This is a genomic window from Rhizobium sp. Root1220, from assembly GCF_001426265.1.
Taxonomy (GTDB): Bacteria; Pseudomonadota; Alphaproteobacteria; order Rhizobiales; family Rhizobiaceae; genus Rhizobium.
The window spans coordinates 269,112-292,058 of record NZ_LMDG01000023.1 but is presented as its reverse complement, the minus strand read 5'-3'; the positions used below and the strand labels follow the sequence as shown (position 1 = coordinate 292,058).

The window sequence follows — 22,947 nt, the reverse complement described above, 5'->3', positions numbered from 1 at the left end:
AATTCCGTAAACTCAGGCCGCGTCGGCGGCCGTCAATTGCATGTCGAGATGCTTGCCGTTATGGCCGGTGATATCGACCGGCACCAGCGCGCGGGGGCTGAGGCCCGGTGCTGCGACAAGCGTGAAGTTTTCCGTATGCGCCAGTCCGTTGTTTTCCACCAGCAGCCATTGCCGTGTGCCGACCATGCCGTCGAGATGGGACTGGTGCAGCATATGTCCAGTGGCACGCAGCCTTGCGGCCCGCTCCTTGACCAACGCCCGGTCGAGTTGCGGCATGCGCGCCGCCGGCGTTCCCGGTCGCGGGCTATAGGGGAAAACGTGCAGATGCGCGATGCCTGCCTCTTCGGCGAGCCTGATGGCATTGCCAAACATCTCTTCGGTCTCTGTGGGGAAACCGGCGATCATGTCCGCGCCGATGCTGATCTCGGGCCGCAGCCGCCTGACATCGTTGACGAAAGCCAGCGCATCGGCGCTCGAATGCCGACGCTTCATCCGCTTCAGGATCATGTCGTCGCCATGCTGCAACGACAGATGCAGATGTGGCATGAACCGCACCTCGTCGCCGATCAGGTCGAGCAGATGCCTGTCCGCCTCGATACTGTCGATCGACGATAACCTGAGCCTGCTGATATCGGGGATCTGCTTCAGAAGCGTCTTGGCGAGCAGCCCGAGCGTTGGCTCACCCGGCAGGTCGGCACCGTAGCTGGTGGCATCGACGCCGGTCAGCACGATCTCGCGATAGCCGCTTTCGACCAGCCGCCGCGCCTGGTCCACGACTGATCCCATCGGCACCGAGCGCGAATTGCCGCGGCCATAGGGGATGATGCAGAAGGTGCAGCGATGGTCGCAGCCGTTCTGCACTTGGATGAACGCCCGCACGTGGCCGTCGATATGCTTGACCATCTGCGGCGCCGTCTGGCGCACGCTCATGATGTCGTTGACCCTCAGCTTCTCCTCTGCCGAGACCCCGAAATCGGGCAGCGCCCGATAGTTTACGCTCTTCAGCTTCTCCTCGTTGCCGAGCACCGCGTCGACCTCTGCCATGCCGGCGAAGGTCTCCTTCTCGGTCTGCGCCGCGCAGCCGGTAACGATGATGCGGGCATGCGGATTGTCGCGCCGCGCCCGTCGGATCGCCTGTCGCGCCTGACGCACGGCCTCGCCTGTGACAGCGCAGGTATTGACCAGAATCGCGTTGTTGAGCCCGGCCTTTTCGGCCTCGGCCCGCATCACTTCGGATTCGTAGGTATTCAGACGACAGCCGAAGGTGATGACCTCGACGCCGCTCACCGTGCCTCCGCCCCCTTTGTCTCGTCGCGCGACCAGATGCCGGTCGAGGGATCGACGATGCCGGACCATTCCCATTCGGCCGGGCCGGTCATGACGACGTGATCGTCGCTTTCGCGCCAGTCGATGGTGAGCGACCCGCCATTCGGGCTGCTCGCGACCTTGATCGTCACCTCGCGACCGGTACGGCCGGTCCGTGCCGCGGAAACCGCGGTCGCGCAGGCCGCTGAACCGCAGGCAAGCGTCAGCCCCGCACCGCGCTCCCAGGTCCGGGTGGTGATGGAGGTCGGCGAGGTCACTTCGGCAAGTGTGATATTGGCGCGCTCGGGAAACATCGGGTGGTTTTCCAGCAGCGGCCCGAAGCGGGCGAGATCGTAAGACATCACATCGCGATCCACCCAGAAGATCGCATGCGGATTGCCCATAGAAGCGACCGACGGCGAGTGCAGCACCGGATTGTCGATCGGCCCGATCTGCAACTCGATGCGGCTGGTATCGAAGAACTCTTCCGACAGCGGGATCTTGTCCCATTCGAACACCGGCTTGCCCATGTCGACGGAAATCGTCCCGTCGTCATGATCGACGGCATTGAGAATGCCGGCGACCGTCTGGAAGGTGAACGCCTTCTTGCCGGTTTCGGCCGCCAGCGCCTGCACCACGCAGCGCGTGCCGTTGCCGCAGGCCTGCGCCTTGGAGCCGTCCGAATTGAGGATGTCGATCCAGGCATCGGTTCCTGACGCCTTCGGATCATGGATTGCCATGATCTGGTCGAATTGCGTTTCCGCCGCACCGTTCAGCGCAACCGCAGCGTCCGGCGTCACCCTGTCCGTGCGACCCCGCATGTCGACGACCAGGATCTTGTTGCCAAGTCCGTTCATCTTCGCGAATTCGACCGTTGCGCTCATCGTCTAATGTCCATGTCTATTTCGGCTGTATATGGCGGAAATGTCGCGGAATTACCAGTGGGTTGCCGACCTCGACGGCCTACCACGCGGGAATTCGGACGAAACCGGGCGATGCGGACGGTGTCCAAGTCGGGTTGCTGCGCCATATTTAAGAAATAGTGCAGATATCTGGCGTTTTTCATACGCTGGAGGCATTCTGTGCTTCAGATGCGTGCTCTTGCCATGGGAGGACTGCCGATGCGCTGCTTCACGGTACTTGGACCTTCGCAGACGGGAAAATCGTCGCTTGTCGCGAAACTCGCTTCGCTGGACGACACACCGCGACGATCCGTTTCTCCATATGGATCGAGCATCACCGAGTTCCAGTTCGGAGGCGAAACGTGGTGCGCGCTGGACACCCCGGGCACGAACGAGTCTCTCGCACTAGCGCAGGATGCCTTGTTGACCACAGATGCCTGCATCCTCTGTGTATCGCCCGCGCCTGACGAGGCCGTTCTGGCGGCTCCCTATCTCAGGGCCGTCGAAGCGTCGGGTACACCCTGCATTCTGTTCATCAATCGTATTGACGAACCGCGAGGGCGCCTTCGCGACGTTATCGCCGCCCTGCAGGCGTATTCGAGCCATCCGCTTGTGCTGCGGCAAGTGCCGATCCGGGAGGGAGACAGGATCGTCGGCAGCTGCGACCTCATTTCGGAGCGCGCCTGGCGCTACCGGGAGGGTCAACCCTCCGCCCTCATCGAACTTCCCGACAGCTCTACCGAGCGCGAGCATGAAGCGCGCTCCGAGTTGCTGGAGCAACTCTCCGAATTCGACGACTGGCTGCTGGAGGAACTCGTCGAGGAGCGCGAGCCGGCGAGCGACGCACTCTTCGCGATCGCCTCGCGGACACTCAAGGAAAATAGGATTATTCCGGTGCTCTTCGGCGCGGCCTCGCACAGCAACGGCATCAAGCGGCTGATGAAGGCGCTGCGCCATGAGGCGCCGCCCGTTACGGCCCTCCGCCGCCGGCTTGCCGCGGATGGCGGCCTCGATGAAAACAGCCTTCTTGCCGTCAGTTTCCATGCCTACCACCGTGCCAACATCGGCAAGACCGTGCTGGTGCGCGCTCTCGCCGACGGCTTGAAGCAGGGAGCAGCACTCGGCGGCGCCGGGTTGGGGGCTGTTCAGGAGGCGGGAACCGGACGACCGCTGGCAGGCAGCATACCGGCGGGGCATGTCTTCGCGGCCATCAAATCCGACCACCTCCCCACGCCGGCGCTACTGACAGCCACGACCGCCGCCGAGCCACCGCAATGGAGTTCTCCACCCACCCCGATGCTCGAACGCATTCTCGTGCCAGGCAGCGAACGCGACGAAACCAAGCTGTCCGCCACCTTGGCAAAGCTTGCCGAAACTGATCGCGGCCTTAGAGTGATGCAGGAGGAGGGGACCGGCGCGCAGCTGATCTGCGCGCAGGGGCCGGTGCACCTGCGTGATTTGCGCAAGACGCTATCCGACGTCTTCAAGGTCGAGGTCACCGACCGGTCGCCGAACCCGGTTTACCGGGAAACCATATCGAAGCATTCGAACGTGCACTACCGACATCGCAAGCAGACCGGCGGTGCCGGGCAGTTCGCCGACGTGCAGCTGAGTGTGCGCCCCAACGAGCGCGGGCAGGGCTTCAGCTTCGGGGAGACGGTGAAGGGCGGGACCGTGCCCAGGAATTACATCCCGGCGGTCGAAGCCGGCGCCCGCGAGGCAATGGAGAAAGGTCCGCTTGGCTTTCAGGTGGTCGATGTGGAGGTGACGCTGACTGATGGCCAGTATCACTCCGTCGACAGCTCGGAGTTCGCCTTCCGCGCAGCCGCCAAGATGGGGGTCAAGCAGGCCCTGTCGCAAGCCGCAGCGGTGCTGATGCAGCCTGTAGCGCGGGTCGAAATCCACATCCCGTCGGTCTTCTCCGGCGGCGTGGTAGCGATCGTATCGTCCTTGCGCGGGCAGGTGCTCGGCTTCGATCGTGACGAAAATGCGAAGGGATGGGACATATTCCGCGCGCTCGTTCCCGGCGGTTCACTTGAGGAGTTGGCGCGGGCGCTGCGATCTGCGACGCAGGGCATAGGATACTTTTCCAAATCCTTCGACCACTTCGAGGAGCTATACGGCAAGGAGGCCGACGCCATCATCAACGCTCATGGTGCCGGATCGCATCCGGGATGACGACCGTAAGCTCGAGCCGCAGACGAAACGGGTGGACAATTTTTGCCCGCTTGAAATAATATCCCTTTAAAATCATTCGGATGGATATTATCCGCGTTAACGTTGTCCCCGCTCCCACGATCGGCAACATAGTCATGCAGTCATCGGACGGGAGCCGGGTTCGCGAACCGGTAACGCCTACGGTCTGAAATCCGGCATTCGGTGATGATTGCTTCGAGGGCGTATTCGGTGGCCGTCAGGGCTCTGGATGCATCCGGCAATCGCCTGGTCGAGAGACGCTCCTATCGACAGGGTGAAACCGGAAGCCTTGATGCGGTCGGGCAGGCGGCAACGCCTGACACACTCTACTACCACACACGATCTGCCTGCCCATTCCCATTCGGGATTCTGCAGCCAGCCGTCGCGGAGCCATGCTCCGGCGCGGAATTTTCCGCTGGCATGTTCAGGTCATCGGCACGTCGAAGACCTCTCCTGCCCGCAGAGGCCGGAACCGCGCGCGATCGACGCCGTACTCTCGCAAAGCGATATCAAGCGCCGCGACGGGTGCATCGATCGCCTCGTCGGTCAGCTGGAATGTCGCGAAGTGATGTCCGGCGACGTAGGCAGCGTTCGCAAGCTGCATTCCCATCACCGCTTCTTGCGGGTTCTGATGCTGCCCTCTCATGAACCACCGAGGCTCATAAGCGCCGAACGGCAGGATCGCCAGCCGGAAGGCCCCATGTTTTTCCTGCGCCGCCTTGTAATTGACGCCGCCATGAAACCCGGTATCGCCGACATGATAGATCCGGCCCGCCGGTGTCGTGATCACGAAGGCAGCCCAGAGCGCCATGCTGCGGTCGCCGGTGCCGCGTGCCGACCAGTGATGCGCCGGCTCGGCATCGATGGCGATCTTATCGGAGATCGCAGCCCGATCGCCCCAATCCATCACCGTGATATGTGCATCGGGCGCCGCGTGACGGATGATCGCGTCGTTCCCGAGCGGGGTGACAAATTGCGGCTCGTGAGCGATTTGCAGTCGCTTCAGCGTCGCGATATCGAGATGGTCGTAGTGATTGTGGGAGACGAGAACGAGATCGATCTTCGGAAGATCGTCGAAACGGATACCAGGCGCCGTCACCCTCTTGGGTCCGGCGAAGCTGAAGGGGCTGGCCCGATCCGACCACACCGGATCAGTCAGTATATTGAGCCCCGCCACCTGCACCAGCATCGACGCATGACCAACCATCGTCACCCTGAGACCGTCGCCCGATACCAGTGACTCTGGCTTTGCCGGGGCAAAAGGGCTCGTCACCTGTTTCTTCCAGGTCTGCCGCTCTCCGTTAAACTGCCAGCGCAGCAGGGCGCGAACACCGAGAGGCGCGATGCCACCGGGGTTGAAGAACCGCACGCCATCGAAGTGGTCGGAGATCGGACCGTGATAGTAGGGATTCTTGGATTTGGCATTTGCCATACAGTGGGAGCCTTGCCTCTGGGGTCTCTGCATTTGGGTTGCGCCGATCGGTTTTGAAAGGCCGTTTGGCGCTTATTTGCCGGCTTTGCCTTGACTCCGCGGCCGATTTCCTGTTTACCGCCGCTCAATCTGCGACGAGCACAAGACTCCGAGCCGCCGACCGGGACCTGATCCTGGAGGTCCACACCCGACAGCGCGATGCGCCCTCGGGTGCTTTTTGGCTATGCGTCTTGTTTTCGTCAAGGAAAAGCACGAGGTTTCCGCTATCCCGGAAACACGAAGGAAGAGCCGATGTTTGAGAACCTCCAGGACCGTCTTGGTTCCATTTTGAATGGACTGACAGGCCGTGGCGCGCTTTCGGAAAGTGATGTTTCCGCGGCGCTGCGCGAGGTTCGCCGTGCGTTGCTGGAAGCCGACGTCGCGCTCGACGTGGTGCGTGCCTTCACCGACCGCGTCCGCGAAAAGGCCGTCGGCGCCGAAATTCTGAAGGCGATCAAGCCCGGGCAGATGGTCGTCAAGATCGTCCATGACGAGCTGATCGAGATGCTGGGCGGCGAAGGCGTTGGCGTCGATCTGCACGCAGCCGCGCCCGTCGTCATCATGATGGTCGGCCTGCAGGGATCGGGCAAGACCACCACGTCAGCCAAGATTGCCCACCGCCTGACGACGCGCGACAAGAAGAAGGTGCTGATGGCATCGCTCGACACGCGCCGTCCGGCCGCGCAGGAGCAGCTGCGCCAGCTCGGCGTGCAGGGCAACATCGACACACTTCCCGTCATTGCTGGCCAGTCGCCGACCGATATCGCCGCCCGCGCCGTGCAGGCAGCCAAGCTCGGCGGCCATGACGTCGTCATCCTCGACACCGCCGGCCGTACCCATATCGACGAGCCGTTGATGGTCGAGATGGCCGATATCAAGAAGAAGTCGAACCCGCACGAAATCCTGCTGGTCGCGGATTCGCTGACCGGTCAGGACGCCGTCAATCTCGCCCGCAGTTTCGACGAGCGCGTCGGCATCACTGGCCTCGTGCTGACCCGCATGGACGGCGATGGCCGCGGCGGTGCGGCGCTGTCGATGCGTGCCGTTACCGGCAAGCCGATCAAGCTGATCGGCGTCGGCGAGCGCATGGGCGAGCTGGAGGAATTCCATCCCCGCCGTATCGCCGACCGTATTCTCGGCATGGGCGACATCGTCTCGCTGGTCGAGCGCGCCGCCGAGAACATCGACGCCGAAAAGGCGGCCGCCATGGCCGCCAAGATGGCCAAGGGCAAGTTCGACCTCAACGACCTCGCCGACCAGCTGCGCCAGATGCAGAAGATGGGCGGCATGGGCGGCATCATGAGCATGATGCCCGGCATGGGCGGGATGAAGGACAAGATGGCCTCGGCCGGTCTCAATGACAGCCTGTTCGGTCGCCAGATCGCCATCATCGGCTCGATGACCAAGGCCGAGCGCGCCAACCCTGACATGCTCAAGCATTCCCGCAAGAAGCGCATCGCCGCCGGCTCCGGCACCGACGCCTCCGACATCAACAAGCTTCTGAAGATGCACCGCCAGATGGCGGACATGATGAAGATGATGGGCGGCAAGGGCAAAGGCGGCATGATGAAGCAGATGATGGGCGGCCTGGCCGGCAAGATGGGCCTCGGTGGCCTTGGCGGCGGCATGGGCGGCATGCCTGATCTCGCGAACATGGATCCGAAGCAACTCGAAGCGTTGCAGAAGCAGGCGGAAGCCGCTGGCCTCGGCAGGCCGGGTGGCGGCATGCCGGGTCTCGGTGGTGGTTTGCCGGGCCTGGGGGGCGGCAAGCTGCCAGGCCTCGGCGGTGGTTTTCCTGGCCTTCCCGGCCTGCCAAAAAAGAAGTGAAGGGGTCGCGTAAACGATGACTGATCCTGAAATCAAAGCCCGGCTTTCGGGCTACCGCCAGTCGATCGACAATATCGACGCGGCACTCGTCCACATGCTGGCCGAACGCTTTCGCTGCACCAAAGAGGTCGGCGTGCTGAAGGCCACGTACAATTTGCCGCCGGCGGACACGGCGCGCGAGGAATACCAGATAGCCCGTCTGAGGCAGCTTGCCGAAGACGCGCATCTGGATCCGGATTTCGCCGAGAAGTTCCTGAACTTCGTCATCAAGGAAGTCATCCGGCATCATGAGCAGATCGCAGCGGATCACGCCGAACAGGGCGCCGTCGCAAAATAACCAACGCCGCCAGAACAGCGGCACAGACACATCCAAGGAGTAAAGAACATGGCACTGAAAATTCGTCTCGCCCGCGGTGGCTCGAAGAAGCGCCCTTACTACCACGTCGTTCTGGCTGACGCCCGTTCGCCACGCGACGGTCGCTTCCTCGAGAACCTCGGTTCGTGGAACCCGATGCTCGCCAAGGACAACGAAGCCCGCGTCAAGCTCGACGCCGACCGCATCAAGCATTGGCTCGACCAGGGCGCACAGCCGACCGACCGCGTTCTGCGCTTCCTCAACGAAGCCGGCCTTGCAAAGCGCGATGCCAAGAATAACCCGGAAAAGGCAAAGCCAGGCAAGCGCGCTCAGGAGCGTGCCGCTGAAAAGGCTAAGAAGGTTGCCGACGCTGCCGAAGCTGCTGCTTCCGCGGAATAATTCGGGGCTAGCGCCCTGAGCAGACGGGCGGCATGGCGACATGCCGCCCGTTTTCGTTTCCATTCCGCCGCACTTCGGTTATGAGAAGCCAAATACCAGGCTTCGGACAAAGGATCTCATGACAAAGCTTGAAAATCCGGTGCTGATGGCAACGATCGGTGGTGCACAGGGCCTGCGCGGCGAAGTCCGCGCAAAGTCCTACAGTGCCGATCCGACGGCGCTCGGCGACTATGGCCACCTGCACAGCATGGACGGCCGCAGTTTCGAGGTGCTGGAAATCCGCGAGATGAAGAACATCGTCGTCATCCGCTTCCGCGGCATCAATGATCGCAACGCCGCCGAAGCGCTGAACGGCCTGGAACTCTATATCGACCGCGACAACCTGCCGGATGACGAGCTCGAGGAAGACGAGTTCTTCTATGCCGATCTCGAGGGCCTGGAAGCGCTGGACGATCAGGGCGTTAGCTACGGCAAGGTGACAGGCGTTTTCGATTTCGGCGCCGGCGATCTGCTTGAGCTGAAAGGTCCCGGCAAGCGCCCGGTGCTGATTCCATTCTCGGAGGCCTCGGTTCTCGAGATCGATCTCGAAAGCGGCAAGATCACCATCGATCCGCGCGCTGCCGGCCTTGTCGACAACCCCGACGACGATCCGCCGTTTACCGCTGACAAGCCGAAAAAGAAGAAGTGAGCAAGCCGATGGCCTTCCGGGCGACCGTCCTGACACTCTACCCGGAAATGTTTCCCGGCCATCTGGGCTATTCGCTTGCCGGCAAGGCGATGGAGCGTGGCCAATGGGCACTCGATGCCGTGCAGATCCGCGACTTCGCCACCGACAAGCACCGCACCGTCGATGATACGCCTGCCGGCGGCGGCGCCGGTATGGTGCTGAAGCCCGACGTGCTGGCGCGTGCCATCGACACCGTCGCCGACAACGACACCCGCCCACGGCTGCTCATGAGCCCGCGCGGCAAGCCGCTCACCCAGAAGCGCGTGCGCGAACTGGCAGCCGGCGACGGCGTCATCATCGTCTGCGGCCGCTTCGAAGGCGTCGACCAGCGTGTCATCGATGCGCGAGAGCTGGAAGAAGTCTCGATCGGCGACTACGTGCTGTCAGGCGGCGAACCGGCAGCGCTGACGGTGCTCGACGCTATCGTCCGCATCCTGCCCGGCGTCATGGGCAACGACCTCTCGGGCCTGCACGAAAGCTTCGAAGGCGGCCTGCTCGAGCACCCGCACTACACCCGCCCGCAGGAATGGGAAGGCCGCGACATTCCGGCGATCCTGACGTCAGGCAACCACGGCGCCATCGACAAATGGCGGCGCGAGCAGGCGCTGCAGCTGACCCGCGAGCGGCGGCCGGATCTGCTGGAAGACTAGGCTCAGGACCTATTAAACTGCTTGCCGCCGGATGGCCCACGCTCCTTCGCCTCGGTCGCATGGGCCTGCCGCGGTGTTGTCCCTGGCTGAGCCGCATCCTGCTCGGTGCCGCAGAAAGCGCGGGATCTGCTCCAGCAACCAGAATCAACGGCCGCCAGCGATAAAAATCCCCCGCGAGGGATGACAAGCCGGTTGCTTTGGTGTAGGAGCGCACGCGGAAATGGGGTTATCCCCGTCTACCAGCAACAAAGAATGGCGAACCCGCTCCTGTCCGTAAAGGGCTAAATCCGGAGGTCTCGTACCAAAGGACACGTGTTGAGCGCTCTGGCTGTTTCAGAAGAACCAAGGGTTAAGACGATGAACATCATTCAGCAGCTTGAGGCCGAACAGGTCGCCAAGATCGAAGCCAAGCGCACGCTTCCAGAATTCTCCCCGGGCGACACCGTCCGCGTCAACGTGAAGGTCACCGAAGGCACGCGTACCCGCGTACAGGCCTACGAAGGCGTTTGCATCGCTCGCTCTGGCGGCGGTCTGCAGGAAAACTTCACGGTTCGCAAGATCTCCTACGGCGAAGGCGTCGAGCGCCTGTTCCCGATCTACTCGCCGGCAATCGAAAGCGTAGAAGTCGTTCGCCGCGGCAAGGTCCGTCGCGCCAAGCTCTACTACCTGCGCGATCGTCGCGGCAAGTCTGCCCGTATCGTTGAAGACACCGGCACCCGCGCCCGCAAGCTCAACGACGCCGAGCGCGCCGCTCTGGCCCAGGAAAAGGCACGTCTGGAAGCCGAAAAGGTTGCGGCAGCTCAGGCGCTGGCAGCCGAAAAGGCAGCACAGGAAGCCGCTGAAGCCAAGGCCGCTGCAGAAGCAGCCGCTGCAGCAGCAGCTGAGCCGGCAGCAGAATAAGTTTCGATCCTCACGGATTGATGCGAAAGGCGACCCTCGGGTCGCCTTTTTTGTTTTGGGTCAGTCGAGGAGTGACGAACTCTCTCCTTGCTGCTTTTGCCCGGCCGACGCTTTACCCGGAAATCTCGGGCTCGACCAGCCGCGCCAGGTTTCTCAGCGATTCCTGCCAGCCGAGATAGCAAGCCTCCGCCGGAATGACATCGGGAATGCCTGCCTGGATGATCTCCACCTCGGTTCCCACCGAAACCTTCTTCAGCGTTACCGTGACGTCCATTTCGCCGGGCAGGTTGGGATCGTCGAACCTGTCGACATAGCGAAGCCGCTCACCGGCAACGAGCTCGAGATATTCACCGCCAAAGGCGTGCCTGTTGCCGGTCGTGAAGTTTCGGAACGACATCCTGAACGTGCCGCCGACTGTCGGTTCCAGATGATCGACGGTACACACAAAGCCGTTCGGCGGAAGCCACTTTGCCAGAGCGTCGGCTTCAAGAAAGGCGCGATAGACTTTCTCGGGCGTGGTCGCGAGAACGCGGTGCAGTCGTACAGTGCTTGGCATTATCCTGATCCTCTCAAATTGACGGAGCGGGTGAAAACCCGAGGACGAACGAGGCTTTGCCGATCCGACATGCGATCGGGCTTTTGTTCAAGTGAAATGCGACAGCGTTGGCGAAGCATTTGCAACCACCTTTCGCACTCCGCGAATTTCCTTCCCCGAAACCAACGCCTTTTTAGACCACAATTCCTGTTTTCGCCCATAGCTACAAGCCAATCCTCTTGCCAGCCACTTCGCAACTATGACAGGTTCCGCGAGCATTGTTTTGGGGAGATTTCCATGCCGTTCCGCCGCACCGTCCTTGCCGGACTGACCGCTCTCATCCTTTCGCCGCTGGCGGCGTCAGCTGCCGATCTGCCGGATTTGAAGGGCAGGAGTGTCGTCGTCGTCACCGAAAACGCCTATCCGCCGTTGCAGTTCGTCGATCCGAAATCCGGCCAGCAGATCGGCTGGGAGTATGATGCCATGAACGAGATCGCCAAGCGGCTGAACTTCAAGGTCGAGTACCAGAACACCAGTTGGGACGCGATGATCCAGGCGGTGTCGGATAACCAGTACAACATCGGCATGACCGGCATCACCATCAAGGACGACCGCAAGGCCAAGGTGGATTTCTCCGATCCGTATATGCGCTCGCAGCAGTTCATGCTGGTGCGCGGCGACGAGAGCCGCTTCACCGACGCCAAGACATTCGGCGCTTTCAACGATGGCCTCGTGGGCGCCCAGCCGGGCACCTCGCCCTTCTATGCGGCCGTCTACGAGATTCTCGACGGCAACGAGCAGAACCCGCGCATCAAACTGTTCGAGACCTTCGGCGCCACGGTGCAGGCGCTGAAATCAGGCGACGTGGATGTCGTGCTGACCGACAGCGTTGCCGCCCAAGGCTATGTCGACGCCTCCAAGGGCGGCCTCAAGGTCATCGGCGGCCCGCTCGGCACCGAGGATTTCGGTTTCATCTTCCCGAAGGGTTCGGATCTGGTGGCGCCGGTCAATGCCGCGATTGCCAGCCTCAAGGCCGACGGCACACTGGATGGCCTGAACAAGAAGTGGTTCCTCGACTACAAGATGGGGCAGTGACCCTGCCCGGGAACGGAGCATGATGGCTCCTCAGCCGGCCCCATCAGGGCATGAGAAGGGCGACTATCCCTGGTGGCTGGTCGCCCTCGTCGTGATCGGCCTCATCCTCGCCGCCGTCATCATCACCAACGATATCTATGCGCAGGTCTTCCGCACCGTCTTCAATGGCGTCGGCGTCACCATATTCGTGACGCTGGTGGGCTTTGCCCTGGCAACCGTCCTCGGCCTCTGCATCGCGCTACTCGGCCTGTCCGACAGCCTCGTGTTGCGCCAGATCGCCCGTTTCTATGTCGAGGTCATTCGTGGCGTGCCGATGCTGGTGCTGCTCTTCTACATCGCCTTCGTCGGCGCCCCGGCCATCGTCGCCGCCTACAATTTCCTGACCTCGCCGCTGGTGAAGGCCGGTCTCGCCGAGCCGGTGCTGGTGCGCGATTTCTCGCTGATGTGGCGGGCGATCATCGCCCTGATGATCGGCTATTCTTCGTTCATCGCCGAGGTCTTCCGCGCCGGCATTCAATCCGTCGATCACGGACAGATCGAGGCGGCGAAGGCGCTTGGCCTGTCGCGCTATCACCGCTTCCGTTTCGTGGTGTTTCCGCAAGCGATCAAGGTGATCTTCCCGCCGTTGTCCAACGATTTCGTCGCCATGGTGAAGGACAGTTCGCTGGTCTCGGTGCTCGGCGTCGCCGACATCACGCAGATGGGCAAGATCTATGCCTCCGGCTCGTTCCGCTTCTTTGAAACCTATTCGATCGTCACCTATATCTACCTGATCCTGACGATCGGATTGTCGCTTGCCCTGAGGCAAGTGGAGAAGCGGATGCGCGGGAAGGATCGGCGATAGCGGCTGAATGATTGGAATTGCCGCGGCCGCCAAAAATTGATATGTGACGGCTCATGGAATCCAAGTTCAGTTGCACTGGCGCCCATATTTTCGTGCTGCAGGATCATTATCGCCTGCCGGCACGCTTCTTTGCGGCCGTTTCCGGCGCACTCAACAGCCGACTTCGTTGATCGAATGACGGCCGGCGGACCTTTCCGTCATCAAACTCCATTACCATACGCACCCAAAAACGGACCTACCGCCATGAGCGCACCGCGTACCCTTTACGACAAGATCTGGGACGACCACCTGGTCGATCAACAGGCCGACGGCACCTGTCTTCTCTACATCGACCGCCACCTGGTCCACGAGGTCACCTCGCCGCAGGCCTTCGAAGGCTTGCGTATGACCGGACGCAAGGTCCGCGCGCCTGAAAAGACGCTGGCTGTCGTCGACCACAACGTTCCGACCTCGCCGGATCGCCACCTTGGCATCAAGAACGAGGAAAGCCGTATCCAGGTCGAGCAACTCGCGATCAACGCCGCTGAATTCGGCGTCGAATACTACTCGGCCAGCGACAAGCGCCAGGGCATCGTCCACATCATCGGACCGGAACAGGGCTTTACCCTGCCGGGCATGACGATCGTCTGCGGCGACAGCCATACCTCGACGCATGGCGCCTTCGGCTCGCTGGCACACGGCATCGGCACGTCTGAAGTGGAACACGTTCTGGCCACCCAGACGTTGATCCAGAAGAAGGCGAAAAACATGCTGGTGCAGGTCGACGGCCAGTTGCCGACTGGTGTCACCGCCAAGGACATCGTGCTCGCCATCATCGGCGAGATCGGCACTGCCGGCGGCACGGGCTACGTCATCGAGTATGCCGGCGAAGCCATTCGCGCGCTGTCGATGGAAGGTCGCATGACGATCTGCAACATGTCGATCGAGGGCGGTGCCCGCGCCGGCCTGATTGCGCCGGACGAGATCACGTTCGAATACATCAAGGGCAAGCCGCGCTCGCCGACGGGCGAAACGCTTGAGCAGGCAATTGCCTACTGGAAGACGCTGGTTTCTGACGAAGGCGCCCACTACGACCGCATCGTCACGCTCAACGCCGCCGAACTGCCGCCGATCGTCTCCTGGGGATCTTCTCCCGAGGACGTCATCTCGGTGCAAGGCATCGTTCCGAACCCGGATGAAATCACCGACGAGAACAAGCGCACCTCCAAGTGGCGCGCGCTGGACTACATGGGCCTGAAGCCGGGCACGAAGATCACCGACATCGCTGTCGACCGCGTCTTCATCGGCTCCTGCACCAACGGTCGCATCGAGGACCTGCGCGCTGCCGCCAAGGTCGTCGAAGGCAAGACCGTTGCCGCAACCGTCGATGCGATGATCGTTCCGGGCTCCGGCCTCGTCAAGGAACAGGCGGAAGCCGAGGGCCTCGACAAGATCTTCAAGGCCGCCGGTTTCGACTGGCGCGAGCCGGGCTGCTCCATGTGTCTTGCGATGAACGACGATCGCCTGAAGCCGGGCGAGCGTTGCGCCTCGACCTCCAACCGCAACTTCGAAGGCCGCCAGGGCTTCAAGGGCCGCACGCATCTGGTGTCGCCCGCCATGGCCGCGGCAGCCGCGATCGCCGGTCACTTCGTAGACATCCGCGAGTGGAACTAAGATCCATGGCCTCCCCCTGACGAACAGGGGGAGGCCATATGTTTCGCGTGAAGGAGCATTCAAACCGCGAGACAATCTCGTGCTCCCTGCCTGGCGAGTGATATGAACGCCGAAAGCAAGCGCCGCCTTCTGTTGTTGCGTCACGCCAAGTCCGCCTGGCCTGCGGGCATAGCCGATCACGAGCGCCCGCTTGCCGAACGCGGTGAAAAGGCAGCCCCGCTGATGGGCGGCTATTTGGCGCGCGAAGGCCTTGTTCCTGATCTGGTTCTGGTCTCATCCGCACGTCGCACCCAGGAAACGTGGATGCTCGCCGCCGGCGCGCTGCCGTCTTCGATCGAAAAGCGCGATGTGGAACGTCTGTACGAAGCCTCGGCGGCTGACATCTCCGCGATACTCCAGACGATCGAACCCTCCGTTCGAACGCTGATGCTGATCGGGCACAATCCCGGTTTCCAGGAGTTTGCAAATGATCTCGTCGGCGCTGGCGACGCCGAATCCTGCATGCGCCTGCGGCGGAAGTTCCCGACCGCAGGCCTGGCGGTGATCACCGTGGACGCGGATCGATGGGGGGATCTGAATCCACGCAGCGGCTTCCTGGAGCGCTTTGTCGCGCCGCGTTCGCTCACCTAAGCGGCGGGGACTGCCCGCCCCCCTCTTTCCGGAACGGGAAAGAAGAGAGCGGCTGCTGCCACGATCAGAACGTTGCGGTGTACGGATCCGGCCCCATGCGGGCACCTTTGTCGTCGAGTTTGGCGATCGCTGCCATATCCTCAGCATCGAGCTTGAAGTCGAAAACCTTAAAGTTTTCTTCGATGCGCGACGGCGTGACCGACTTCGGAATGACGACGAGACCACTGTCGAGATGCCAGCGGATAATGACCTGCGCCGGCGTCTTGCCGTGCTTGGCGGCGATTTGGCCGATGGCCGCATTCGCGATCAACTTGCCCTGACCGAGCGGGCTCCAGGACTCGGTCACGATATTCAGCTTCTCGTGCGCCTCCCGGGCTGCCTTTTGCTGGAAGTCCGGGTGAAGCTCGATCTGGTTGATGACAGGAACGACACCCGTGTCGCCGATGATATGCTCGAGGTGATCGGGATAGAAGTTCGACACGCCGATGGAACGAGCGCGCCCCTCTTCCCTGATCTTGACGAAGGCCTTCCAGGTCTCGCGGTAGAGCCCGCGATGCGGCGACGGCCAGTGAACAAGGTAGAGATCGACATAGTCCATACCAAGCTTCTTCAGGCTGCCGTCAAAGGCGCGCATCGTGGCGTCGTAGCCCTGATCGGTATTCCGAAGCTTGGTGGTGACAAAAATATCCTTGCGGTCGAGCCCAGACGCGCGAATGCCCTCGCCGACACCCTCTTCATTGTCATAGCCCGACGCCGTATCGATGTGACGGTAGCCGGCGGCAATCGCCGCGCGAACCGTGGGTGCCGCGATGTCCTGCGGCGTCTGCCAGACGCCGAGGCCGACCTGGGGAATGGAATGTCCGTCATGGAAAGTGATGATGGGTTGTTGTGCCACAATATATCTCCGGGAGTTTAATTGGACGGGCGTGATTGAATCCGCGCTCCAGCAGATTTCCCTGCGCGCCTTTCAGCCCGGGCGCCGGTCGAAATGCATATAGGTCATCGGCTTTGGATTATCACCCCCGCCGGTCAGAGAACACGCACCACCGTTCCCTTACGCAGGAACGGCAGCAGACGGCGCATGTCGCGTCGGTGAATGGCCACGCAGCCGGCCGTTGGCTCATAACCGGGCTTGATCAGGTGGAAGAAGATCGCCGATCCGCGATTGCGCGCTCTCGAGGTGATGTTCCAGTCCATGACGAGGCAGACGTCATACAGTCCGTCTTTGCGTTTCATCTCTTCGCGGCCTGGGCGAAACGGTGCCTTCACGAGGCGATTGTAGTTGGCATCGTCGGGCTGATCGCACCAGAGCATGTCGCTGCGGATGCGGCGAATCACCAGCGGTGTCTTGAGGTGCACGGGCCGTTCGCCGCGGCGAAAGCCGCACAGCAGTTTCATCGAAGCGATCGGTGTTGCGCCGTCGCCCTCGCGCTTCAGAACCGTTCGTCCCGCACGGCCAATCGCGGCGGGCACTGTAATCGTGCCGAATTGAACCAAGGCACGGCTTTTATTGCCCGGTGCCGGACGCACGGTAATGATCGTTGACTGTATACTGTCCGACCGCCTTGTTTTTTCCATCTTTCTCGCATGTCTTTGCATTGCCTAGGGCATATATTGAAATCATATAGCACCATATACGACAACAGCTTGGTCTCCCGATCTTTGCCAATCACCGAAATTGGCGTAGGACTAGGGAACCGGATGGCGAGGATAGAGCCGCATGACCGCACGCACCATTCTATTGGTGGACGATGACGACGACCTCCGCGAGACCCTCACGGAGCAGCTTTCGCTCTACGAGGAGTTTACGGTTCTGCAGGAAGCAACTGCGGGCAAGGGCGTTGAACGCGCACGTTCCACACCGATCGATTTGCTGATCATGGACGTCGGCCTGCCTGACATGGATGGCCGCGAGGCGGTCAAGCTGTTGCGCAAGGGTGGCCTGAAGGCGCCGATCATCATGCTGACCGGCCACGACACCGATTCCGACACGATTCTCGGCCTCGAAGCCGGCGCGAACGACTACGTAACGAAGCCATTCCGGTTCGCGGTGCTGCTGGCTCGCATCCGCGTCCAGCTTCGCCAGCACGAGCAGAGTGAGGATGCCACCTTCAGCGTTGGCCCCTATGTCTTCAAGCCAAGCCAGAAGTTGCTGACGACCGAAAACGGCCAGAAGATCCGCCTCACCGAGAAGGAAGCGGCAATCATTCGTTATCTCTATCGCGCCGAGCAGAAGGTCGTCACCCGCGACGTGCTGCTGGAAGAGGTATGGGGCTACAATTCCGGTGTGACGACGCACACCCTGGAGACGCATGTCTACCGCCTGCGCCAGAAGATCGAGCGCGATCCATCCAATGCCGAGATTCTGGTAACAGAAAACGGCGGCTACAAGATCATACCGTAAGATGGCGCTGAACGACGATATCCGCCTGCTCTCGCAGCTCCCGTTGTTCAATGGAATGTCGGAGGACCAGTTGCGGCTGGTCGCCTTCGGTGCGGATCGCCGCGTGATTTCGGCCGGCCAGATGCTTTTTCGCGAGGGCTCTCCGGCCGAAAGCGCCTACGTCATCCTGAGTGGAGAAATGGAGCTGAGCCGGACCGGTCGCGATGGCCAGCTCGAGGTTCAGTCGACCGTCGGCCCGGGTACACTTCTATCCGAGCTGGCGCTCGTCACCCTGGTCGAACGCAAGTTCACCGCAGTCGCCAAGGACGACACCAGCATCATTCGCATCACGCGCGCCCTGTTCCATCGGCTGATCGAAGAGTATCCGGATGCCGCCCGCCTGATTGAGAACCGCATCCGCGACAATATCGCCGAGCTGGCGGCGAGGGCCGCCGCCGAGCTTCATCGCTTCGCCTGAGCCGTCAAAGATCGAAGTGGGCCGTCACCGGCACATGGTCGGACGGCCGCTCCCAGCCGCGCGCCTCTTTCAAGATGTCGATCCGCCGCAGGAGCGGGCCGAGTTCTCTTGACGACCAGATGTGGTCAAGACGGCGTCCGCGATCGGCCGCTTCCCAGTCCTTGGCGCGATAGCTCCACCACGTATAGAGTTTTTGGGACTCAGGGACGTTCTGGCGCATCAGGTCGAGCCAGCCGCCGCGTTGCATGACATCAAGCAGTCCTTCGGTTTCGACAGGCGTGTGGCTGACGATCTTCAGGAGCTGCTTGTGCGACCAGACGTCGTGTTCAAGCGGCGCAATGTTGAGATCGCCGACGAGAATCGCCGACGTGTTGGCCTCGCCGTTTGCCTTCAGCAGCTTCATCTCCTCGATGAAATCCAGCTTGTGGCCGAACTTCGGATTGATCGTCCGGTCCGGCTCGTCGCCCCCGGCGGGCACATAGAAATTATGGAGCCGAATGCGCCGGCTGCCGCGCTCGAAGATCGCCGAGATATGACGCGCATCCCCGACCTTGCAGTAGTCCTGCCGATGGTCCTCGACGAGCGGCAAACGCGAGGCGATCGCGACGCCGTGATAGCCCTTCTGACCGTGAATGATAACGTGCTCGTAGCCCATGGCGCGCAGCGGCGAGGCCGGAAACAGCTCGTTCGGAACCTTGGTTTCCTGAAAGCACAGGATGTCAGGCTTATGCTTGAGGACGAACTGCTCGACGATCGGCATGCGCAGCCGTAGCGAATTGATGTTCCAAGTGGTGACCGAGAAGCTCATTCCATTGCCTTTCAACGCGAACGGACTGGCTGTAGAACAAAGCCTGCGTCGAAGGAACGGACCCACCCAAAGAAAAACGCCCCGCGGACCGCAGGGCGTTGTTCTGGAGCACGAAAAGGCCTAGTCGCGATAGGCGGCCGTTCCGGGAATGACTTCGTATGGCACCCTGAAGACCTTGTCGTCGAACTGCATGCCGGTCTTCACGTTGAAGACCATCACCGAGGTGTCCTTGCCCTGGTTGTCCGTGATCGTCCACTGCCTCAGGTCGTAGGTCTTCGGATCGAACATCATGGTGATCGTCGAATTGCCGAATACCGTGTTGTTGCCGAGAGCGATCGTCGTCAGGTCGGACTCCTGCTTGACGCTCTTCACCGATCCTGCCGACAGGTCGATGCGCTGGGCGAGAAGCAGGCTGAGTGGCGTCTTCGAAAGCGGGTAGAGATCCCAGGTCTTCAGCTTCATGTTGCCGATCGCGACATTCTTGCCATCGGCGATAACGCGGATTGGCGAGGGATTGTCATAGTTGAAGCGCAGCCTGCCGGGACGCTGGATAAAGAACTTGCCGCCGGTCTGCTCGCCGCGCGGTCCGAATTGCACGAACTCGCCCTGCATCGTCCCGACGCTGGAGAAGTGGTCGGCGATCGCCTGAGCGGTCGCATTGCTCGACGCCGCAGCCGCGGCCTGAGCAAAGACACTGAGCGGCAAGGTGGTCGAAGCCGCGGCGACAGCCAGAGTGCCAAGCATATGGCGGCGTGTCAGCGAGATGCGGCTCAGGAAGGACTCGGAGTTGTTCATTTAGGTCTCCTCTATGCGTTCTGCATGCTGCCGAAACGCGGCGTCTTCATGGCGCGATCGCAGGCCTGCGGAAGGTAACGGTTTCAAGCCGATCAGGTTTCCGTGAAGTCCGTCGTGGCGACGATACATCGACTGTCAGCGGTCGAGAATATCGCCTTCGGTCGGAACCAGAATCTCGCGCTTTCCGGCATGGTTGGCGGGCCCGATGATGCCTTCCTGTTCCATCCGTTCGATCAGCGACGCTGCACGGTTGTAACCGATGCCAAGTCTACGCTGAATATACGACGTCGAAGCCTTTCCGTCACGCAGAACAATCGCGACGGCCTGATCGTAGGGATCCTCCGAATCCGAGAGATTTGAGGTGCCTGCCGGCCCGCCGCCGTAATCGCCGTCCTCATCGTCATCGGCGGTGATGGCGTCGAGATACTGCGGCGATCCCTGGGTCTTCAGATAGGCAACGATCTCCTCGACTTCCAGGTCGGCGACAAACGGACCGTGAACGCGCTGGATGCGCCCGCCGCCCGCCATGTAGAGCATGTCGCCCATGCCGAGCAGCTGTTCAGCACCCTGCTCGCCGAGGATGGTGCGGCTGTCGATCTTCGAGGTCACCTGGAAGGAGATGCGGGTCGGGAAGTTGGCCTTGATCGTGCCGGTGATGACGTCGACCGAAGGACGCTGCGTCGCCATGATCACGTGGATGCCTGCCGCGCGCGCCATCTGCGCCAGTCGCTGCACGGCGCCTTCGATGTCCTTGCCGGCCACCATCATCAGGTCAGCCATCTCATCGATGATGACGACAATGTAGGGCATCGGCTTCAGATCGAATTCCTCGGTCTCGTACATCGCCTCGCCGGTGTGGCGGTCGAAGCCTGTCTGGACGGTGCGTGAAATCACCTCGCCCTTGGAGAGGGCCTGCTCGACGCGGCTGTTGAAACCATCGATGTTTCGCACGCCGATCTTCGACATCTTCTTGTAGCGCTCTTCCATCTCCCTGACGGTCCACTTGAGCGCAACGACGGCCTTCTTCGGATCGGTGACGACAGGCGACAGCAGATGCGGGATGCCGTCATAGACGGAGAGTTCGAGCATCTTCGGATCGATCATGATCAATCTGCACTGGTCCGGCGTCAGACGGTAGAGCAGCGACAGGATCATCGTGTTGATGGCGACGGATTTACCGGAACCGGTGGTACCGGCAACCAGCAGATGCGGCATCTTGGCGAGGTCGGCTATGACCGCCTCGCCGCCGATTGTCTTCCCGAGCGCCATGGCAAGCTTGGCCTTCGAGCCCTCGAAATCCCTGGAGGCGATAAGTTCGCGCAGATAGACCGTCTCGCGCGTCGAGTTCGGCAGTTCGATGCCGATGGCGTTGCGGCCTGGAACGACCGCGACGCGGGCAGCGATCGCGCTCATAGAGCGAGCAATGTCGTCGGCGAGACCGATCACGCGCGACGATTTGATTCCGGGCGCCGGCTCAAGCTCGTAGAGCGTCACGACAGGACCCGGGCGCACATGGATGATCTCGCCCTTGACGCCGAAGTCCTCGAGCACGCCTTCCAGCATGCGAGCATTCTGCTCAAGCGCGTCGGCCGACAGTGTCGAGTCGCGCACGACGTTTTTCGGTTCGGCAAGCAGATGCATCGATGGCAGCTGGAAGCCCTCCGGGCGAATGAACGAACCCTGTTGTTCCCGATCCATGCGAGCGCCCGGCTTCGGGCGCGGGGGCGGTTGCACGACGCGGGGCTCCGGCCGGCCGCCGTTCTGCTTGGCGGGAGCGCGCATCATCCAGTCGTCGTCGTCATCCGGCAGGATATCGGCGGGTCGGGGCGGCATGCCGCTGCCAAACGCGATGTCGTCGTCCTCGTCATCGTCGTTCAGCGAGATCGACGGGGCGGAGACGATACGGCGCTGCGAGGCGGCACGCGGCTCTAGCGAGGGCTCCATACGTTCACCACGTGCAGCGGGCGCCTTGGCACGAACCGGCTCGTTGAGCTTGCCGAACTCGTCATCGTTGAAATCGTAGGGCGATTCAAAGTCGTCCTGCCGGCGCTTGCGCGGTCCAAGGCCGAGCAGGCGACGCATGCGCGCCTGGCTCATGTACCATGCATGCGTCAGCGCCCCGAAGGCGAGCCAGCCGCCGCCATCGTCGTCCTCGTCCTCGTCTCCCACCGAACGCAGCTTCGAACGGCTGGCGGCGTAGGCCTGGTTTTCCTCTTCTGCCTCCTCCTCCTCGGTTCGGCCGACGATGCCAGCGGCAAACAGCATCATCCAGACGGTCGGGACGGCGAAGATGCAGCCGATAGCCGTGGCAAATGCGCCGGTCGGATAGGCACCGACGAAGAGCGCGGGAAAGCGCAGGATCATGTCCCCGACCACGCCACCGATGCCATTCGGAATAGGCCAAGTGAGCGGCGGCGGGAAGCAACCGAGAACGGCAGAGGAGAGAACCGACCCCAGCGCCCAGGCCGCGGCCCGCGCCGGAATGCGGCTGAACCGGCGGCCCGAGATCAGTGCCAGCGCCCAGGCGACGACGGGTAGCAGCGCCACGACGCTGGCCAGCCCGAAGAATTGCATGAGGATATCGGCAAAGGCAGCACCGCTATAGCCCAGAATGTTGGTCGGCTCATTGCCGGTTGCATAGGAGTAACTGGGATCGGCGACATTCCAGGTCGCGAGGGCCGCGATCGCGAGCGCCAGCAGCACGAAAATCGCAAAGCCCGAGAGGGTCTGCGCCTGGCGGAACATGAATCCCGAAAGGGAGAAACGGTCCGGCCGGCCATCCATTGCTGGCGATGTGCTTCTTGCCATTTATGTACCCGTTCAGTGCGTGAGAGCGTGCGAATCGCCAATGCGTCCCTGCCCATTGCGTCTGCTCCACCTAACCAGAGGACGGTTAAAGCCGTGTTAACCATGCGCCCCACATCCGGTACCCTGAAAATAAAAAGCCCGAACCTTGGAAGGTCCGGGCCAGGAAGTGGGCTTGCATTTCGGATG

The 22,947-nt window shown here is 61.8% G+C and carries 22 protein-coding genes; 13 read left to right on the top strand and 9 right to left on the bottom strand.

From position 1 onward, the window contains the following. Positions 1-12: 12 nt before the first annotated feature. Positions 13-1,287, bottom strand: a complete 1,275-nt coding sequence (gene mtaB / locus ASC90_RS15740; RefSeq protein WP_056542175.1) for a tRNA (N(6)-L-threonylcarbamoyladenosine(37)-C(2))-methylthiotransferase MtaB — start codon at positions 1,285-1,287, stop codon at positions 13-15. Continuing rightward, positions 1,284-2,189 carry a diaminopimelate epimerase gene (dapF, locus tag ASC90_RS15735; RefSeq protein ID WP_056542173.1) on the bottom strand — a complete coding sequence of 302 codons (906 nt, stop codon included), beginning with the start codon at positions 2,187-2,189 and terminating at the stop codon, positions 1,284-1,286. Before dapF ends, mtaB begins: the two co-directional genes overlap by 4 nt. Positions 2,190-2,426: 237 nt before the next feature. Between dapF and ASC90_RS15730 the strand changes: the two genes are divergently transcribed. Further along, positions 2,427-4,385, top strand: coding sequence for an elongation factor G (locus tag ASC90_RS15730; RefSeq protein WP_056542171.1), 1,959 nt, complete (start codon positions 2,427-2,429; stop codon positions 4,383-4,385). A gap of 442 nt (positions 4,386-4,827) precedes the next feature. Here the strand turns inward: ASC90_RS15730 and ASC90_RS15725 are convergent, their stop codons facing one another. After that, a complete protein-coding gene (locus ASC90_RS15725) occupies positions 4,828-5,835 on the bottom strand; it encodes an MBL fold metallo-hydrolase (RefSeq protein ID WP_056542169.1) in 1,008 nt (335 codons plus the stop codon). Between the two features lie 291 nt (positions 5,836-6,126). Between ASC90_RS15725 and ffh the strand changes: the two genes are divergently transcribed. From ffh to rplS, 6 genes are all read left to right on the top strand, one after another. Next, positions 6,127-7,701, top strand: a complete 1,575-nt coding sequence (ffh, locus tag ASC90_RS15720) for a signal recognition particle protein (RefSeq protein WP_056542168.1) — start codon at positions 6,127-6,129, stop codon at positions 7,699-7,701. Positions 7,702-7,717: 16 nt separating this feature from the next. Next, positions 7,718-8,038, top strand: coding sequence for a chorismate mutase (locus ASC90_RS15715; protein ID WP_056542166.1), 321 nt, complete (start codon positions 7,718-7,720; stop codon positions 8,036-8,038). A gap of 48 nt (positions 8,039-8,086) precedes the next feature. Beyond that, positions 8,087-8,455 (top strand): 30S ribosomal protein S16, encoded by a 369-nt coding sequence (gene rpsP / locus ASC90_RS15710; protein ID WP_056542164.1) that lies wholly within the window; start codon positions 8,087-8,089, stop codon positions 8,453-8,455. Between the two features lie 118 nt (positions 8,456-8,573). Beyond that, the gene (gene rimM, locus ASC90_RS15705; RefSeq protein ID WP_056542641.1) at positions 8,574-9,143 is read left to right on the top strand and encodes a ribosome maturation factor RimM; all 570 of its coding nucleotides are present in this window, start codon (positions 8,574-8,576) and stop codon (positions 9,141-9,143) included. Positions 9,144-9,151: 8 nt separating this feature from the next. Beyond that, the gene (gene trmD / locus ASC90_RS15700) at positions 9,152-9,832 is read left to right on the top strand and encodes a tRNA (guanosine(37)-N1)-methyltransferase TrmD (RefSeq protein WP_056542639.1); all 681 of its coding nucleotides are present in this window, start codon (positions 9,152-9,154) and stop codon (positions 9,830-9,832) included. A gap of 357 nt (positions 9,833-10,189) precedes the next feature. Then, on the top strand, positions 10,190-10,732 hold the full coding sequence (rplS, locus tag ASC90_RS15695; RefSeq protein WP_056542162.1) for a 50S ribosomal protein L19: 543 nt from the start codon (positions 10,190-10,192) through the stop codon (positions 10,730-10,732). A gap of 112 nt (positions 10,733-10,844) precedes the next feature. On the opposite strand, the gene ASC90_RS15690 is transcribed toward rplS, so the two are convergent. Beyond that, positions 10,845-11,288: an SRPBCC family protein gene (locus tag ASC90_RS15690; RefSeq protein WP_056542160.1), complete on the bottom strand. Its 444-nt coding sequence runs from the start codon at positions 11,286-11,288 to the stop codon at positions 10,845-10,847. A 276-nt stretch (positions 11,289-11,564) separates the two neighbouring features. Between ASC90_RS15690 and ASC90_RS15685 the strand changes: the two genes are divergently transcribed. From ASC90_RS15685 to ASC90_RS15670, 4 genes are all read left to right on the top strand, one after another. Beyond that, complete coding sequence (locus ASC90_RS15685; protein WP_056542158.1) at positions 11,565-12,362, top strand: transporter substrate-binding domain-containing protein; 798 nt, start codon at positions 11,565-11,567, stop codon at positions 12,360-12,362. Positions 12,363-12,384: 22 nt separating this feature from the next. Next, complete coding sequence (locus ASC90_RS15680; RefSeq protein ID WP_056542633.1) at positions 12,385-13,206, top strand: amino acid ABC transporter permease; 822 nt, start codon at positions 12,385-12,387, stop codon at positions 13,204-13,206. Between the two features lie 243 nt (positions 13,207-13,449). Further along, entirely contained in the window at positions 13,450-14,859 is a 1,410-nt protein-coding gene (gene leuC, locus ASC90_RS15675) for a 3-isopropylmalate dehydratase large subunit (protein ID WP_056542156.1), read from the top strand. Positions 14,860-14,961: 102 nt separating this feature from the next. After that, positions 14,962-15,489, top strand: a complete 528-nt coding sequence (locus ASC90_RS15670; RefSeq protein ID WP_056542154.1) for a histidine phosphatase family protein — start codon at positions 14,962-14,964, stop codon at positions 15,487-15,489. Between the two features lie 64 nt (positions 15,490-15,553). On the opposite strand, the gene ASC90_RS15665 is transcribed toward ASC90_RS15670, so the two are convergent. Then, a complete protein-coding gene (locus ASC90_RS15665; protein ID WP_056542152.1) occupies positions 15,554-16,384 on the bottom strand; it encodes an aldo/keto reductase in 831 nt (276 codons plus the stop codon). Between the two features lie 134 nt (positions 16,385-16,518). Then, positions 16,519-17,067, bottom strand: a complete 549-nt coding sequence (locus ASC90_RS15660; RefSeq protein ID WP_056542150.1) for a L,D-transpeptidase — start codon at positions 17,065-17,067, stop codon at positions 16,519-16,521. Between the two features lie 142 nt (positions 17,068-17,209). Here ASC90_RS15660 and ASC90_RS15655 point away from each other — a divergent pair, with 142 nt between their 5' ends. Both ASC90_RS15655 and ASC90_RS15650 read left to right on the top strand, forming a co-directional pair. Beyond that, the gene (locus ASC90_RS15655; protein WP_056542148.1) at positions 17,210-17,893 is read left to right on the top strand and encodes a response regulator transcription factor; all 684 of its coding nucleotides are present in this window, start codon (positions 17,210-17,212) and stop codon (positions 17,891-17,893) included. Position 17,894: 1 nt separating this feature from the next. Next, on the top strand, positions 17,895-18,350 hold the full coding sequence (locus ASC90_RS15650; RefSeq protein ID WP_056542146.1) for a cyclic nucleotide-binding domain-containing protein: 456 nt from the start codon (positions 17,895-17,897) through the stop codon (positions 18,348-18,350). Between the two features lie 4 nt (positions 18,351-18,354). Here the strand turns inward: ASC90_RS15650 and ASC90_RS15645 are convergent, their stop codons facing one another. From ASC90_RS15645 to ASC90_RS15635, 3 genes are all read right to left on the bottom strand, one after another. Then, the gene (locus ASC90_RS15645) at positions 18,355-19,158 is read right to left on the bottom strand and encodes an exodeoxyribonuclease III (protein ID WP_056542143.1); all 804 of its coding nucleotides are present in this window, start codon (positions 19,156-19,158) and stop codon (positions 18,355-18,357) included. 120 nt (positions 19,159-19,278) lie between these two features. After that, the gene (locus tag ASC90_RS15640; RefSeq protein WP_056542141.1) at positions 19,279-19,953 is read right to left on the bottom strand and encodes an outer membrane lipoprotein carrier protein LolA; all 675 of its coding nucleotides are present in this window, start codon (positions 19,951-19,953) and stop codon (positions 19,279-19,281) included. Between the two features lie 135 nt (positions 19,954-20,088). After that, positions 20,089-22,761, bottom strand: a complete 2,673-nt coding sequence (locus ASC90_RS15635) for a DNA translocase FtsK (protein WP_056542139.1) — start codon at positions 22,759-22,761, stop codon at positions 20,089-20,091. Positions 22,762-22,947 lie beyond the last annotated feature (186 nt).

Coding starts and splice junctions, on each gene's coding strand:
- ASC90_RS15680 (WP_056542633.1), top strand. CDS start 12,385: ATGGCTCCTCAGCCGGCCCCATCAGGGCATGAGAAGGGCGACTATCCC.
- dapF (WP_056542173.1), bottom strand. CDS start 2,189: ATGAGCGCAACGGTCGAATTCGCGAAGATGAACGGACTTGGCAACAAG.
- ASC90_RS15650 (WP_056542146.1), top strand. CDS start 17,895: ATGGCGCTGAACGACGATATCCGCCTGCTCTCGCAGCTCCCGTTGTTC.
- ASC90_RS15670 (WP_056542154.1), top strand. CDS start 14,962: ATGAACGCCGAAAGCAAGCGCCGCCTTCTGTTGTTGCGTCACGCCAAG.
- ASC90_RS15715 (WP_056542166.1), top strand. CDS start 7,718: ATGACTGATCCTGAAATCAAAGCCCGGCTTTCGGGCTACCGCCAGTCG.
- ASC90_RS15730 (WP_056542171.1), top strand. CDS start 2,427: ATGCGCTGCTTCACGGTACTTGGACCTTCGCAGACGGGAAAATCGTCG.
- ASC90_RS15660 (WP_056542150.1), bottom strand. CDS start 17,067: ATGGAAAAAACAAGGCGGTCGGACAGTATACAGTCAACGATCATTACC.
- ASC90_RS15640 (WP_056542141.1), bottom strand. CDS start 19,953: ATGAACAACTCCGAGTCCTTCCTGAGCCGCATCTCGCTGACACGCCGC.
- ASC90_RS15725 (WP_056542169.1), bottom strand. CDS start 5,835: ATGGCAAATGCCAAATCCAAGAATCCCTACTATCACGGTCCGATCTCC.
- ASC90_RS15645 (WP_056542143.1), bottom strand. CDS start 19,158: ATGAGCTTCTCGGTCACCACTTGGAACATCAATTCGCTACGGCTGCGC.
- ASC90_RS15635 (WP_056542139.1), bottom strand. CDS start 22,761: ATGGCAAGAAGCACATCGCCAGCAATGGATGGCCGGCCGGACCGTTTC.
- ASC90_RS15685 (WP_056542158.1), top strand. CDS start 11,565: ATGCCGTTCCGCCGCACCGTCCTTGCCGGACTGACCGCTCTCATCCTT.
- rplS (WP_056542162.1), top strand. CDS start 10,190: ATGAACATCATTCAGCAGCTTGAGGCCGAACAGGTCGCCAAGATCGAA.
- ffh (WP_056542168.1), top strand. CDS start 6,127: ATGTTTGAGAACCTCCAGGACCGTCTTGGTTCCATTTTGAATGGACTG.
- rimM (WP_056542641.1), top strand. CDS start 8,574: ATGACAAAGCTTGAAAATCCGGTGCTGATGGCAACGATCGGTGGTGCA.
- rpsP (WP_056542164.1), top strand. CDS start 8,087: ATGGCACTGAAAATTCGTCTCGCCCGCGGTGGCTCGAAGAAGCGCCCT.
- leuC (WP_056542156.1), top strand. CDS start 13,450: ATGAGCGCACCGCGTACCCTTTACGACAAGATCTGGGACGACCACCTG.
- trmD (WP_056542639.1), top strand. CDS start 9,152: ATGGCCTTCCGGGCGACCGTCCTGACACTCTACCCGGAAATGTTTCCC.
- ASC90_RS15655 (WP_056542148.1), top strand. CDS start 17,210: ATGACCGCACGCACCATTCTATTGGTGGACGATGACGACGACCTCCGC.
- ASC90_RS15690 (WP_056542160.1), bottom strand. CDS start 11,288: ATGCCAAGCACTGTACGACTGCACCGCGTTCTCGCGACCACGCCCGAG.